This window comes from Pseudomonas sp. R38(2017) (genome assembly GCF_002112395.1).
Classification (GTDB): domain Bacteria; phylum Pseudomonadota; class Gammaproteobacteria; order Pseudomonadales; family Pseudomonadaceae; genus Aquipseudomonas.
This window is the reverse complement of the sequence record NZ_NEHN01000004.1, coordinates 548,033-563,070: the sequence shown is the minus strand read 5'-3', so window position 1 is coordinate 563,070 and position 15,038 is coordinate 548,033. Positions and strand designations below refer to the sequence as shown.

At 61.5% G+C, this 15,038-nt stretch carries 13 protein-coding genes; 11 read left to right on the top strand and 2 right to left on the bottom strand.

Going from position 1 to position 15,038, the window contains the following annotated elements; translation table 11 throughout:
* Positions 1–50 precede the first annotated feature (50 nt).
* Both CAF87_RS12530 and rarD read left to right on the top strand, forming a co-directional pair.
* Positions 51–1,025, top strand: a complete 975-nt coding sequence (locus tag CAF87_RS12530) for a serine/threonine protein kinase (protein WP_085731676.1) — start codon at positions 51–53, stop codon at positions 1,023–1,025.
* Positions 1,026–1,091: 66 nt separating this feature from the next.
* Positions 1,092–1,979 (top strand): EamA family transporter RarD, encoded by an 888-nt coding sequence (gene rarD, locus CAF87_RS12525; RefSeq protein ID WP_085731675.1) that lies wholly within the window; start codon positions 1,092–1,094, stop codon positions 1,977–1,979.
* 223 nt (positions 1,980–2,202) lie between these two features.
* On the opposite strand, the gene CAF87_RS12520 is transcribed toward rarD, so the two are convergent.
* The gene (locus tag CAF87_RS12520; protein WP_085731674.1) at positions 2,203–2,721 is read right to left on the bottom strand and encodes a glycine cleavage system protein R; all 519 of its coding nucleotides are present in this window, start codon (positions 2,719–2,721) and stop codon (positions 2,203–2,205) included.
* 454 nt (positions 2,722–3,175) lie between these two features.
* Here CAF87_RS12520 and CAF87_RS12515 point away from each other — a divergent pair, with 454 nt between their 5' ends.
* Positions 3,176–5,353, top strand: coding sequence for a malate synthase G (locus CAF87_RS12515; RefSeq protein ID WP_085731673.1), 2,178 nt, complete (start codon positions 3,176–3,178; stop codon positions 5,351–5,353).
* Positions 5,354–5,424: 71 nt separating this feature from the next.
* On the opposite strand, the gene CAF87_RS12510 is transcribed toward CAF87_RS12515, so the two are convergent.
* Positions 5,425–5,871, bottom strand: coding sequence for a response regulator (locus CAF87_RS12510; protein ID WP_085731672.1), 447 nt, complete (start codon positions 5,869–5,871; stop codon positions 5,425–5,427).
* A gap of 254 nt (positions 5,872–6,125) precedes the next feature.
* On the opposite strand from CAF87_RS12510, the gene CAF87_RS12505 reads away from it, so the two are divergent.
* From CAF87_RS12505 to CAF87_RS12470, 8 genes are all read left to right on the top strand, one after another.
* A complete protein-coding gene (locus tag CAF87_RS12505) occupies positions 6,126–8,066 on the top strand; it encodes a putative nucleotidyltransferase substrate binding domain-containing protein (RefSeq protein WP_085731671.1) in 1,941 nt (646 codons plus the stop codon).
* Positions 8,063–8,770, top strand: coding sequence for a PolC-type DNA polymerase III (locus CAF87_RS12500; RefSeq protein WP_085731670.1), 708 nt, complete (start codon positions 8,063–8,065; stop codon positions 8,768–8,770). Before CAF87_RS12505 ends, CAF87_RS12500 begins: the two co-directional genes overlap by 4 nt.
* A 111-nt stretch (positions 8,771–8,881) precedes the next feature.
* Entirely contained in the window at positions 8,882–9,400 is a 519-nt protein-coding gene (locus CAF87_RS12495) for an RNA polymerase sigma factor (protein WP_085731669.1), read from the top strand.
* Complete coding sequence (locus CAF87_RS12490) at positions 9,397–10,368, top strand: FecR domain-containing protein (RefSeq protein WP_085731668.1); 972 nt, start codon at positions 9,397–9,399, stop codon at positions 10,366–10,368. Before CAF87_RS12495 ends, CAF87_RS12490 begins: the two co-directional genes overlap by 4 nt.
* Before the next feature lie 163 nt (positions 10,369–10,531).
* Positions 10,532–12,958, top strand: coding sequence for a TonB-dependent siderophore receptor (locus CAF87_RS12485; protein ID WP_085731667.1), 2,427 nt, complete (start codon positions 10,532–10,534; stop codon positions 12,956–12,958).
* A 74-nt stretch (positions 12,959–13,032) separates the two neighbouring features.
* Positions 13,033–14,163: a PepSY domain-containing protein gene (locus tag CAF87_RS12480; RefSeq protein ID WP_085731666.1), complete on the top strand. Its 1,131-nt coding sequence runs from the start codon at positions 13,033–13,035 to the stop codon at positions 14,161–14,163.
* Positions 14,160–14,339 carry a hypothetical protein gene (locus tag CAF87_RS12475; RefSeq protein WP_085709174.1) on the top strand — a complete coding sequence of 60 codons (180 nt, stop codon included), beginning with the start codon at positions 14,160–14,162 and terminating at the stop codon, positions 14,337–14,339. The genes CAF87_RS12480 and CAF87_RS12475 overlap by 4 nt, the downstream gene beginning before the upstream one ends.
* Positions 14,340–14,405: 66 nt before the next feature.
* Positions 14,406–15,035 (top strand): glutathione S-transferase, encoded by a 630-nt coding sequence (locus CAF87_RS12470; RefSeq protein ID WP_085731665.1) that lies wholly within the window; start codon positions 14,406–14,408, stop codon positions 15,033–15,035.
* Positions 15,036–15,038: the final 3 nt, after the last annotated feature.

Sequence of the window (15,038 nt, the reverse complement as noted above, 5' to 3'; positions counted from 1 at the left end):
CGCTACCATGCTGGGCCGGACGCGGCAGCCTGCCGCGCGCAGGAGTCAGCATGGCCCACCCGTTTGAAACCCTCACCCCAGACCTCGTGCTCGATGCCGTCGAAAGCATCGGCTTCCTGAGCGACGCGCGCATTCTGGCGCTCAACAGTTACGAAAACCGCGTCTATCAGGTCGGCATCGAAGACTCCGAACCGCTGATCGCCAAGTTCTATCGCCCGCAGCGCTGGACCAACGAAGCGATTCTGGAAGAGCACCAGTTCACCTTCGAACTGGCCGACGTCGAAATCCCGGTGGTGGCGCCATTGGTCCACAACGGTAAAACCCTGCACGAACACGCCGGCTTTCGTTTTACCCTGTTTCCCCGTCGCGGCGGCCGAGCGCCGGAGCCGGGCAATCTCGATCAGCTGTATCGCCTCGGCCAGTTGCTCGGGCGCATGCACGCAGTCGGCGGAACCAAACCGTTCGAGCACCGCGAAGCGTTGGCCGTGCAGAACTTCGGCCATGCCTCGCTGAACACTTTGCTGGAAGGCAACTTCATTCCCAAAAGCCTGTTGCCGGCCTACGAGTCCGTCGCCCGCGACCTGCTCAAGCGTGTGGAAGACGCCTACGCCGCCACGCCGCACCGGAACATCCGCATGCATGGCGATTGCCACCCCGGCAACATGATGTGCCGCGACGAGATGTTCCACATCGTCGACCTCGACGACTGCCGCATGGGCCCGGCGGTGCAGGACATCTGGATGATGCTCGCCGGCGACCGTCAGGATTGTCTCGGACAGCTGTCGGAATTGATGGACGGCTACAACGAATTCCACGATTTTGACCCGCGCGAACTGGCGCTGATCGAACCGCTGCGCGCCCTGCGCCTGATGCACTACAGCGCCTGGCTGGCCCGTCGCTGGGACGATCCGGCGTTCCCTCACAGCTTTCCGTGGTTCGGCACGGAACGTTATTGGGGGGACCAGGTGCTGGCGTTGCGTGAACAGCTTGCAGCGCTGAACGAAGAGCCGTTGAAGCTTTTCTGACACGACACGTCTATACAACTGCCCGTACAATCGCCGCTTTGTTAGCTGCCTAAGCAAGGATTCTGCATGCAAGCCGCCAACCCGCGTCGCGGGTACATTCTGGGCCTGAGTGCCTACATCATCTGGGGACTGTTCCCGCTCTACTTCAAAGCCATCGCCGAAGTACCGGCGGTGGAAATCATCATCCACCGGGTGCTGTGGTCGGCGCTGTTCGGCGCGCTGTTGCTGATGGTCTGGAAGCATCCAGGCTGGTGGCAGGAGTTGCGCGACAACCCGAAACGCCTGGCGATTCTTGCACTCAGCGGTACCTTAATCGCGGCCAACTGGCTGACCTACGTCTGGTCGGTGAACAACGGGCGGATGCTGGAAGCGAGCCTCGGTTACTACATCAACCCGCTGGTGAACGTGCTGCTGGGCATGCTGATCCTCGGCGAACGCCTGCGCCGCATGCAGTGGCTGGCGGTCGGTCTGGCGGCGGTCGGCGTTGCGCAGCAGGTCTGGCAGGTGGGCAGTCTGCCGTGGGTGTCGCTGGTGCTGGCACTGACCTTCGGTTTCTACGGGCTGATCCGCAAGCAGGCGCCGGTCAAGGCACTGCCGGGGCTGGTGGTGGAAACCTGGATGCTGGTGCCGATCGCCCTCGCGTGGCTGCTGTTCAATCCGACCGCCACCAGTGCACAGGCCGCGTTCTGGACCACCTCCGAAGCCTGGTGGCTGGTGGCTGCCGGTCCGGTGACGCTGGTGCCGTTGGTGTGCTTCAACGCGGCTGCACGACACTTGCCTTACACCACACTCGGCTTCCTGCAATACCTGGCACCAACGCTGGTGCTGCTGCAAGCCGTGCTGCTGTTCGGCGAGCATTTGTCGTCCAGCACGCTGATCGCCTTCATGTTTATCTGGGCCGGTCTGGCGGTGTACAGCGTCGATGCCTGGCTAACCCTGCGCCGTCGCAGCTGATCAAAAAACGCACAAACCTCCACAGGCCACGGTTCTCGTGGCCTGTATCGTTCCTTCCCAAGGTTATCCACAGCGTGATCCCCGCCGTTTGTGCGCAAGTCACTGAATGCTGGCGGTTTTTTGATCAATCTTCGCCAAGCCACGGCAGGTGTGGCCTGGCGGTCATTCTCTACAGGTTATCCACAGGCAGGTGCACGTTTAAACTGGATAACCCGATCCGTCTTCACAGATCGGTGCGCAGCACCAATTCCACCATCAAGTCATCGGCCAGGGTTTCCAGGCGCGATTGCAGCACATCAAGCGACAGGGTCAGTGGCACCGCCAGGATCGCCTCGGCGTGGAACAGCGGCTCGCTGCTCATCGGCGCCGGGCGTACTTCGGTCACCAGCCGTTCGAGGTTGACGCCCTGCTCGCTCAGCAACCGGGTGATGTCGCGCACGATGCCCGGACGATCATTCCCCACCAGTTCCATGGCAATCGGTTTCCAGGTGCACGCCTGTTCAATCCCGCTTTCGGCCACCAGCACACGAATGCCCTGCGTCGACAGCGCTTGTAAGGCATCGACTAATTCGTCGTAAGCCTCTGCTGGCACGCCGACCCGCAAAATCCCGGCGAACTGCCCGGCCATCCGCGACATGCGGCTTTCCAGCCAGTTGCCGCCGTGTTCGGCGATGCATTGGGCGATGCGCTCGACCTGACCCGGCTTGTCCGGCGCGAAGACGGTGAGTACGAGGTGATCCATGGCGCAGCCCTCTTGTCATGACTTTTGTTATAGAAAAGCAAGTATAGGCAAGCGTTCGACAGACGCCTCAGACGCTCGAGATCACAAATCGTGTACAACTTTTTATATTTAGCTGGAACAATCCAATGGTTTTTTGAGAACATCCCGTTCCGCGCCGTGACCGCAATGCGTCATGGGGTCGCAGAACGACGTAATTAGTCTGATTTTCACAACCGCAATGCATCATGTAGTATGCCGCAGCGCGCACTACATAACGTTGGATCGATGTCTGCCCAAGGCACGTTCGCAACCCTGAAAGCCCTGTCAGCAAGGCCCCCAAGCCGTTGATTGGTCCCAGCCCAGCCGCCAGCGATGGCATGTACTGGTCGAGGGGTTTGTGGTTTAAATGGCCAGAGGCTTCATTGTTAAATTGAAGAGCTGAAAAGCGAAATAGCTGAGCAGAGTGAGGCAAGCAATGACTGAACACGTTCAAGTCGGTGGCCTGCAGGTCGCCAAAGTCCTGTTCGACTTCGTGAACAACGAAGCCATTCCCGGTACCGGTCTCACCGCCGACAAATTCTGGGAAGGTGCCGACAAGGTCATTCACGACCTGGCGCCGAAGAACAAAGCCCTACTCGCCAAACGCGATGACTTCCAGGCCCGTATCGATGGCTGGCACCAGACCCGTGCCGGTCAGCCGCACGACGCCGTGGCCTATAAATCCTTCCTGCAAGAGATCGGTTATCTGCTGCCAGAAGCGGCTGATTTCCAGGCAACGACGCAAAACGTCGATGACGAAATCGCCCGTACCGCCGGCCCGCAACTCGTGGTTCCGGTGATGAACGCCCGCTTCGCCCTCAACGCCTCGAACGCCCGCTGGGGCTCGCTGTACGACGCCCTGTATGGCACCGACGCCATCAGCGAAGCCGGCGGCGCGGAAAAAGGCAAAGGCTACAACAAGGTGCGTGGCGACAAAGTCATCGCCTTCGCCCGTGCGTTCCTCGACGAAGCAGCGCCACTGGCGGCTGGCTCTCACGTCGATTCCACCGGCTACAAGATCGCTGATGGCAAACTGGTCGTCACCCTCAAGGGCGGCAGCAGCAGCGGCCTGCGCAATGATGCGCAACTGATCGGTTTTCAGGGCGACGCCAATGCGCCGATCGCGATCCTGCTGAAGAACAACGGTCTGCATTTCGAAATCCAGATCGACGCCAGCACCCCGGTCGGCCAGACCGATGCTGCCGGCGTCAAAGACATCCTGATGGAAGCGGCACTGACCACCATCATGGACTGCGAAGACTCCGTGGCTGCCGTCGATGCCGACGACAAGGTTGTGATCTACCGCAACTGGCTGGGCCTGATGAAGGGCGACCTCGCGGAATCCGTTTCCAAGGGCGGCCAGACGTTCACCCGCACCATGAACCCGGACCGCACCTATACCAAGGTCGACGGCAGCGAACTGACCCTGCACGGCCGCTCGCTGTTGTTCGTACGTAACGTCGGTCACCTGATGACCATCGACGCGATCCTCGACAAGCACGGCAACGAAGTGCCGGAAGGCATCCTCGACGGTCTGGTGACGTGCCTGGCGGCGATGCACAACCTGAGCGGCAACACCTCGCGCAAGAACACCCGCACCGGTTCGGTCTACATCGTTAAACCGAAGATGCACGGCCCGGAAGAAGCGGCGTTCACCAACGAACTGTTCGGTCGCATCGAAGACGTGCTGGGCCTCAAGCGCAACACCCTGAAAGTCGGGATCATGGACGAGGAGCGCCGCACCACGGTCAACCTCAAGGCCTGCATCCAGGCCGCCAGCGAGCGTGTGGTGTTCATCAACACCGGTTTCCTCGACCGTACCGGCGACGAAATCCACACCTCCATGGAAGCCGGCCCCATGGTGCGCAAGGCTGACATGAAAGCTGAAAAGTGGATCGGCGCCTACGAAAACTGGAACGTCGATATCGGTCTGAGCACCGGCCTGCAAGGTCGTGCACAAATCGGTAAAGGCATGTGGGCAATGCCCGACCTGATGGCGGCGATGCTCGAACAGAAAATCGCTCACCCGATGGCTGGTGCCAATACTGCCTGGGTTCCATCGCCGACCGCCGCTGCGCTGCACGCGCTGCACTATCACAAGGTCGACGTGTTCGCCCGTCAGGCCGAGCTGGCCAAACGTGCCCGCGCTTCGGTCGATGACATCCTGACCATTCCGCTGGCGGTCAACCCGAACTGGACGCCGGAGCAGATCAAGAACGAACTGGACAACAACGCCCAGGGCATTCTCGGTTACGTGGTGCGCTGGATCGACCAGGGCGTGGGTTGCTCGAAAGTGCCGGACATCAACGACGTCGGCCTGATGGAAGACCGCGCGACGCTGCGTATCTCCAGCCAGCACATCGCCAACTGGCTGCGCCACGGCATCGTGACCGAAGCGCAAGTGATGGAAAGCCTCAAGCGCATGGCGCCGGTGGTAGACCGTCAGAACGCCAACGACCCGCTGTACCGTCCACTGGCCCCGAACTTCGACAGCAACATCGCCTTCCAGGCGGCGGTCGAACTGGTGATCGAAGGCACCAAGCAGCCGAACGGCTACACCGAGCCGGTCCTGCACCGTCGTCGTCGCGAGTTCAAGGCTGCCAACGGCCTGTAACCTGCGCTGATGCCGGACATGAAAAAGCCCTGATCTTTCGATCAGGGCTTTTTTTGTTTGCGCCGGATTGGCTAAGGTTCGATGCCCAGCTCATGTCTGACGAGACCGAGCAATTTGGCGGTATCAATCGGCTTGAGCAGAAAGTCCACCACGCTCAAATGCATCGCCGCAATCGCATCCTTCACGTCCGCATCACCCGACACAATGATGATCGGCATCGCCGCCCGTACCGACTCGCGCACATGACGAATCAGGTCCAGCCCACCAACATTGCCCATCCGCAGATCGGTGATCACCAGCCCGATGGAAGGTTTTTCCTCGATCATCTTCAGCGCGGATTCGCCGCTGGCCGCCGTCATGCAACGAATGCCATCCAGCCCGAGGATCTCCGACAGCAACTCGCGGGCGTCCTTGTCGTCATCAACGATCAGTACCCGCTGCGGCGGCAGGTCGGGTTCCAGCATGACGGCGCTGAGCGCTTCCCGCTCGGCGTCGCTCAAAATATCGTGGTCGGACATGGCGTTCTCTACGTTTTCAAAATCGATCCCCTGGCACAGTGGTCAGACATCGCTGGACAGAGCTTCAATGTGCACTTCGTCGGATTTTTTTCCAAGGGGCGAACCCGAGAATTTCCGACTGTTTGTGTAGGGCATATCCGAAAACTACCCAACGGCATGCCAAACCTAGACTTACGTCCAATGGGCACCCCGCGCGCCGGGGTCGACCATGGCTGCAACGATCCAATAACAACAATTCGAAAAAGACTGCGGTAATGGTTATGAGTAAAGCGGACGCCTTCACCCAGGCAGGGAAAACCGCGGTGTTGCAAAACATTCAGGGCACGTTGCAATTCCTCCAGCGCTTCCCCCCTTTCAATCAGATGGAACACGCCCACCTCGCCTATCTGGTGGAGCAGTGCCAACTGCGCTTTTACGGTCAGGGCGAAAGCATCATCAAACCCGCCGACGGGCCGGTCGAACACTTCTACATCGTCAAGCAGGGCCGGGTGGTCGGCGAGCGACCGCACACGGCCAAGGGCGGTACCGAAACCACCTTTGAAATCACCACCGGCGAGTGCTTCCCCCTCGCCGCGCTGCTCGGCGAACGGGCGACACGCACCGAACACCTGGCCGGCGAAGACACCTTCTGCCTGCAACTGAACAAACTGGCGTTCATCAAGCTTTTCGCCCTCTCCAACACCTTCCGCGATTTCGCCCTGCGCGGGGTCAGCAGCCTGCTCGATCAAGTCAACCAGCAGGTCCAGCAGAAAGCCGTGGAGACTCTCGGCACCCAGTATTCGCTGAACACCCGCCTAGGCGAATTGGCCATGCGTCATCCGGTGACGTGCAGCCCGACCACTCCGTTGCGCGAAGCGGTGAAGCTGATGCACGAGCAACAGGTCGGCAGCATTGTCGCGGTGGATGAACACAAGGCGCCGCTGGGGATTTTCACCCTGCGTGACCTGCGCCATGTAGTGGCGGAAGGAGTTGGTGACTTCAGCGAACCGATCGAACGCCACATGACGCCCTCGCCGTTCTATCTGTCGCCGGATCACAGCGCCTTCGACGCAGCAATCGCCATGACCGAGCGGCACATCGCCCACGTCTGCCTGGTCAAGGATCAGCGATTGTGCGGCGTGGTTTCCGAACGGGATCTGTTTTCGCTGCAACGGGTCGATCTGGTGCATCTGGCGCGAACCATCCGCAGCGCCCAGCGGGTTGAACAACTGGTGACCCTGCGCGGCGAGATCGGCCAATTGGTGGAGCGCATGCTGGCCCACGGCGCGTCTTCAACCCAAATCACCCACATCATCACCCTGCTCAACGATCACACCGTGTGCCGGGTGATCGAGCTGACCCTCGCCGAGAAAGGCGACCCCGGTGTGCCGTTCAGTTGGCTGTGCTTCGGCAGCGAAGGCCGGCGCGAGCAGACCCTGCACACCGATCAGGATAACGGCATTCTGTTCGACGCGCGGGATGCGGCCCATGCGGCAGAGATTCGCGGCAAGTTGCTGCCCATCGCCCAACAGATCAATAACAGCCTGGCGCAGTGCGGCTTCACCCTGTGCAAAGGCAACGTCATGGCCGGCAATCCGCAGCTGTGCCTGTCCCGTGCCGAGTGGGCCCGGCGCTTTGCCGCATTTATCCGTGAGGCGACGCCGGAGAACCTGCTGGGCTCAAGCATCTATTTCGACCTGCGGGTGGTCTGGGGCGATGAACAGGGTTGCGAGCAACTGCGCCGAGGGATTCTCGATCAGGTCGGCGACAATCGTCTGTTCCAGCGGATGATGGCCGAGAACGCCTTGCGCAACCGCCCGCCGGTGGGGCGTTTCCGTGAGTTCGTGCTGACGAAAAAGAACGGCGAGAAAGCCACGCTGGACCTGAAGATCCAGGGCCTGACACCGTTTGTCGACGGTGCACGTTTGCTGGCGCTGGCCAACGGTATCGACGCCAACAACACCCTCGAACGCTTCCGCCAGTTGGTAGAGAAAGAAGTCATCGATCGACTGGATGGCGCCGCGTACGAAGAGGCTTACCACTTCATCCAGCAGACGCGCATGCAGCAGCATCAACTGCAGACCCGGGAAAACCTGCCGTACTCCAATCGGGTCGATCCCGACAGCCTCAATCATCTGGACCGGCGCATCCTGCGCGAATCCCTGCGCCAGGCTCAGCGCCTGCAAAGCAGCCTGACCTTGCGGTATCAGCTATGAGCCTGTTTTCGTGGCTGCGTCCGGCCAGCCCCGTTCTACCGGAAAATCTGCGACAACGCCTGATGAAACTGCCAGCGATCGGCGAACTGAGCGAATGCAGCCTGCGCGAACAGCGTTGGGTGGTACTGGATCTGGAAACCACCGGGCTGAACCTGAACAAGGATCGGGTGGTGTCGATTGGCGCGGTGGTGATCGAGGACGGCGCCATCGACTTCAGCCAGCAGTTCGAACGCACCCTGCAGTGTCGCGAACTCAAACTCAGCCCCAGCGTGCTGATCCACGGACTGGGGCCGAATGCGATTGCCGCCGGCAGCGAGCCGGCCGAGGCGCTGCTCGAGCTTCTGGAGTTTATTGGCGACAGTCCGGTGCTGGCGTTTCATGCGCCGTTCGACCAGCACATGTTGGGCCGGGCGGTGAAAGAACATTTGGGGCACAAGTTGCAGCAAGTGTTTCTGGATGTCGCCGATATTGCACCGCTGGTTTGTCCGCAAGCGCATATTCGCGAAGCGGGTCTGGACGAGTGGATAAACTGGTTCAAGCTCGAAGTGTTCGAGCGCCACCACGCCAGCGCCGACGCACTGGCCACGGCGGAACTGGCGTTGATTCTGTTCAGCCGGGCACGGCAGCAGCAGATTCACAGTCCATTGAATTTGCAGCAACGCCTGAGCCAGTGGAAGCGCCGCCAGCAGACGCATTCGTTCTGAGTCCCGGGTTGTCGCCCGACAACCCGACCGGTGGCCAATTGCTAACCATTCCCACCTCTGCCACAATCGCGAACAATTCTCGTTGGTTAACATTTCCCAGTCGGTGCCTTCGTGTCGTCAGCCCAAAGCCCTCACAGTGAGCTCGTCGGTGCGTTGTACCGCGACCATCGCGGCTGGCTGCTGGCCTGGCTGCGGCGCAACGTGGCCTGCCCGCAACGCGCCGAAGACCTGAGCCAGGACACCTTCGTGCGCCTGCTCGGTCGCGAGGAACTGCTGACACCCCGCGAGCCCCGGGCCTTTCTGGTGGCGATCGCCAAAGGCCTGCTGTTCGACTACTTCCGTCGCGCGGCACTGGAACAGGCTTATCTCGCTGAGTTGATGCTGATCCCCGAAGGCGAGCAGCCTTCGGTTGAAGAGCAGCAACTGATCCTTGAAGACCTCAAGGCCATCGACCGCCTGCTCGGCCAACTGTCGACCAAGGCTCGCGCCGCTTTCCTTTATAACCGTCTCGACGGCCTGACCCATGCCGAGATCGCCGACAAACTCGGCGTGTCGGTGCCGCGCGTACGTCAGTATCTGGCCCAGGGTATCCGCCAGTGCTACATCGCCCTGTACGGTGAGCCGACATGAATCCGGCCAGTTCCAGACCGGTGCCGGCTCACGTGCTGGACGCGGCAATCGCCTGGCAATTGACCCTCGATTCCAGCACGCCACTGGAGCGCGAAGAGTTCGCCAAATGGCACGCTGCCAACGAAGAACACGCCCGGGCCTGGCGCCAGTTGGGCATGCTAGACCAGCGTTTCAGCGTAGCCAGCGGCCCGGCCCGCAGCGCGTTGCTGCAATCGCGCGAAGGTATCCGTCGCCGGGTGCGCAAACTCGGCAGCGGTCTGGCCAGTGTTGTCGCGGTGGTCGGCCTGTCGCTGTTTGCCGCAGAACACTATCTGCCGCTGGATTACTGGCTCGCCGACCAGCGCACGGCTACCGGTGAACAACGCACCGTACGGCTGGCGGACGGCACCGTGATCAATCTCAACACTCACAGCGCCGTAGATGTGCGGTTCGATGACGAGCAGCGGCTGATCGTGTTGCAGGAAGGTGAAATCCTCATCGAAACCGGTCACGGCGATGCACGACCGTTCATCGTCGAAACCCGCGAAGGCCGAATGCGTGCGCTGGGCACTCGGTTTCTCGTCAAGCGCGAAGAACAGGGCACGCGCCTGAGCGTGCTGCAGTCGGCCGTCGCGGCACATCCGCAATCCGATCCGCAGGAACAGATCCTGCGCGAAGGCCAGCAAGTGCTGATCCGCGACAACGGGTTGGACGCGGTCGTCGCGCTCAACCCCGGCGCCGATGCCTGGACCCGCGGCATGCTGGTGGTGGACAACGCGCGTCTGGAAGACCTGGTGCACGAACTCGGCCGCTATCGTCGCGGCCATCTGGGCATTACGCCGGAAGTCGCCGACCTGCGCATCACCGGCAGTTTCCCGCTGCACGATACCGACAAGGCGTTGAGCGCCCTGCTCCCGACCCTGCCGGTGCAGATCGAGCAGCACACGCCGTGGTGGGTCACCGTGGCCAAGGCTGATCCGAAGCCCTGATACACCGCGTTACCTGCTCGCCCCCCCATGAAAACGGACTTTCTGCTGACTTGTGCAGCGATGTCGTTCGTTAATCGAAATTATTTTCATCCAGCCCTATCACTTTTCGAATCTCGTCCGGCACCCAAGCAATTGAGAAATATTTCCATTCAGGAGCCGCCGTATGTCCCGTTCGCTAGACACCTTGTTGCGCCCCAGTTTGCTGGCGGTTGCCATTGCCCTCTGCACCCCGCTGGCCAGCAGCCAACTGATCGCCGCTGAACAGGCGTCGAGCGTTCGCGCCTACAACCTGCCGGCGGCGCCGCTGTCCACCACCCTGAACCAGATCGCCAGCCAGGGCGGGCTCACGCTGTCGCTGAATCCTTCGCTGGCAGCCGGCAAGACCTCGGCTCCGGTCAACGGCCAATATGACGCGGCGGGCGCACTGAGCGCTGCCCTGCGTGGCACCGGCCTGCAACTGGAACAAAGCAGCACCGGCACGTACACCCTGGTCGCCGTGCCGGAAGGGGTGATGGCCCTGCCGGAGACTTCGGTAATCGGTGTGGAAAACACTGAAAGCGCCTGGGGCCCGGTCGAAGGCTACACCGCCACCCGCACTGCCGCCGGCACCAAGACCGACACCGCGCTGGTCGAAGCGCCCCGTTCGATCTCCGTCGCCACCCGCCAGCAGATGGACGACCGCAGCGTGCACAGCCTCGATGACGCCGTGCGCTACATGCCAGGCATCACCGCCAGCAGCTATGGCAGCGACACCCGCGCCGACTGGCTGCGCGTGCGTGGCTTCGAACCGACTCAATTCCTTGATGGCCTGCCGCTGCCAAAAGGCGTGTACGCCAACCCGAAACAGGAAACCTGGAACCTCGACCGCCTCGCCCTGCTGCGCGGCCCGGCCTCGTCGGTTTACGGCCAGACCCCGCCGGGCGGCCTGCTGGACATGGTCAGCCGTCGCCCAAGCGATGTGCAGAGCAGCGAAATCCAGTTGCAATACGGCAGCGACAACCACCGGCAGATCAACTTCGCCAGCACCGGCAAGATCGACGACGCCGGACAGTTCCTCTACGGCCTCAGCGGCGTGGTACGTGACAGTGGCACGCAGGTCGATCACGTCGACAACAAGCGCTACAACATCGCGCCGAGCCTGACCTGGAACATCGACGACGACACCAAATTCACCCTGCTGACCCAGTTCACCCGCGACGATACCGGCATCACCAGCCAGTTCCTGCCGGTGCAGGGCACCAAGATCGACATGCCGTTCGGCAAGGTTTCCCATCACAAGAACCTCGGCGATCCGGACTGGGAATATTACGACCGCACCTACTACGCGCTCGGTTATGCCTTCGAACATCGGCTGAACGATGTGTGGCAGTTCAAGCAGAATCTGCGCTACACCAAGTCGGAGCTGTCGTTCCAGAGCCTGACCCCGGGTTCGTATCCGTACACCCAAGTGGACAACGCCGGCAACGTCGGCCGCACCAGCACCAGTGTCAATGAGGACATCAGCCAGTTCGCCGTGGACAACAACTTCCAGGCTGACTTTGCTACCGGCGACATCCGCCACACCCTGCTACTGGGTCTGGATCACCAGCGCAGCAACAACAACTACACCTCGATCTTCGGTGACGGCCTGACCACCAATGTGCTCAACCCGATCTACGGTCAGCCGATCGTGCGTCCGGCGCGCTCCACCGCCTTCTACGACTACGAGCAGAAGACCTACCAGACCGGTCTGTACGTGCAGGATCAGATGGCCCTCGACCAATGGCGCCTGACCCTCGGTGGTCGTGAAGACTGGGTGCACACCGGTACCAGGTTCATCAACAAGGCCGACGCGACCAACACCGACCGCGACAAGGCCTTCAGCGGCAACGCGGCACTGAGCTACGTGTTCGACTCGGGTTTCGTGCCGTACATTTCCTATGCCGAATCCTTCCAGCCCACCAGTGGCGCCGACGCCTCCTCCACGGAATCGCTCAAGCCGACCGAAGGCAAGCAGTGGGAGCTGGGCATCAAGTACCAACCGCCAGGCAGCAAGACCCTGCTGTCCGCCGCGGTGTATGACCTGACCCAGAAAAACGTCTCGGTAAGCTCCTTCGTCAACGGCGTATCGATCACCAGCCAGACCGGCGAAGTGAAAGTCAAAGGCCTGGAGCTCGAAGCCACTTCCGATGTCACCGACAACCTGAAAGTCATCGCGGCCTACACCCTGGCCAAGTCCGAAGTGCAGAACGGCGTCGACAAGGGCAACCGACTGCAACTGATGCCGAACCAGCAAGCCTCGCTGTGGACCGATTACACCTGGCACAGCGGCGTGCTCGACGGCTTCGGTATCGGCGGCGGCGTGCGCTACACCGGCAACACCTACGGCGACAAGGCCAACACCTGGCTGGGCAAGGCTGACGCCTACACCGTGTTCGATGCCAGCGTGCATTACGACCTCGGTCGCCTGGACAACAGCTTGAAGGGCGCATCGTTGGCACTCAACGCGACCAACCTGTTCGACAAGGACTACATTTCCACCTGCGACAGCTTCTACTGCTACTACGGCGACCAACGCAGCGTCGTCGCCAGTGCCACCTACAAGTGGTAAACGCGTGAGCTGAAACAGGCCCTGCAACCAGGCCGTCCCTCGTGGACGGCTTTGGTGTTTTTGAAGGTCATGAAATGAAAAGTAAAACAATTCGTCGCTGGTCCTTCGTCCACACCTGGACCAGCCTGATCTGCACCGTGTTTTTGCTGCTGCTCGCCCTGACCGGCCTGCCGCTGATTTTCCATCACGAGATCGAGCACTTGCTCGGTGACGCCCCGGTGGTGCGCGAGATGCCGGCCGACACGCCGCACCTGAATCTGGCGCAACTGGTGCAAGCCGCCGAGGCCCATCGCCCCGGTGAATTCGTGCAGTACTTCGGTTTCGAAGACGACGAGCCGAACACAGTGCTGACAATCATGGCAAAGACCGCCGGCACCGAGCCGAATTCCTCGCACACCTTCATGCTCGACGCGCGCACCGGCGAAGCCCTGGAAACACCGTCGGCCAATGGCGGCCTGATGCTGTTCATCCTGCGTCTGCACGTCGACATGTTTGCCGGTCTGCCGGGCAAGTTGCTGCTGGCGTTCATGGGTGTGCTGTTTGTGGTGGCGATCATATCCGGAACAGTGTTGTACCTGCCGTTCATGCGGCGTCTGGACTTCGGTACCGTGCGCCGGGACAAATCCACCCGTCTGCGCTGGCTCGACCTGCACAACCTGATCGGCGTGGTGACCCTGACCTGGGCGCTGGTGGTGGGTGTCACCGGGGTGATCAGCGCCTGTGCCGATCTGATCATCGCGGCGTGGCGCAACGATTCGCTCAACGCCATGATCGCGCCCTACCGCGATGCACCGCCGCTGACTCACCTCGCCCCGGCCACCCGCCTGCTCGATATCGCCGGCGAAGTCGCACCGGGGATGAAACCTGACTTCATCGCCTTCCCAGGCACGCGATTTTCCAGCGAGCACCATTACTCGGTGTTCATGAAGGGCGGCACCCACCTGACTTCGCACCTGCTGACGCCAGTGCTGATCGACGCCAGCACCCTGCAAGTCACGGCGGTCGCAGAACGGCCGTGGTACATGGACGCCATGGGCATGTCGCAGCCGCTGCACTTTGGCGACTATGGCGGCATGCCGATGAAAATCCTCTGGGCCACCCTCGATGGGCTGACCATCATCGTCCTCGGCAGCGGCGTGTATTTGTGGGTGGTGCGGCGCAAGGCCGCAAAACCGGTGCTGGAAACGGCGGAGGCTTCGGCATGAAACCGCGTCAGTCGAATTTCTGGAAAGTCTTCAGTACGCCGCTGGTGATCGCGCTGCTCAGTGCGGCGGGGTTGTTTGCCGCGCTGCTGGGCGACGGGATCTGGGACGGGTTGAGCTGGATCGGTCTGGGTGTGCCGGCCGCACTCGCCTTACGCGGTCTGCTGCAACGGCGCTGATTGGCTTGAGCCTGACGGGCAACGCGCTATGCTGCCCGTTCATTGCCCTTGTCCGAGACCCTGCCGATGTCCGCTCCCAGCATGACCCTGTTCCACAACACCCTGTCCCCGTTCGTGCGCAAAGTCATGGTGCTACTGCACGAGACCGGCCAGCAGGATCGCGTCGCCCTGCAGGACTGCGTCCTGACACCGGTCAATCCCAATGCCGCGCTGAACGAAGACAACCCGCTGGGCAAGATCCCGGCCCTGCGCCTGGCCGACGGCAACGTCATCCATGACAGCCGGGTGATCCTCGATTACCTCGACCACCAGCACGTCGGCAACCCGTTGATCCCCCGCGACGGTTCGGCCCGCTGGCGGCGCCTGACCCTGGCCTCGATGGCCGACGGGATCATGGACGCCTCGGTGATGGTGCGTTACGAGCAAGTGCTGCGTGCCCCGGAGAAGCACTGGGATGAGTGGCTCGAGGCCCAGCGCGACAAGATCCACCGGACCCTGGCACTGCTGGAGCGCGAGGCCATTGCCGAGCTGACTTGCCATTTCGACGTCGCTTCGATCAGCGTGGCCTGTGCACTGGGTTATCTGGATCTGCGTTTCCCGGATCTGGGCTGGCGTGAAGCCAACCCGCAACTGGCCAACTGGTACTTTGAAGTGAGTCAGCGTCCGTCGATGATTGCGACGATGCCGAAGGTTTGACGC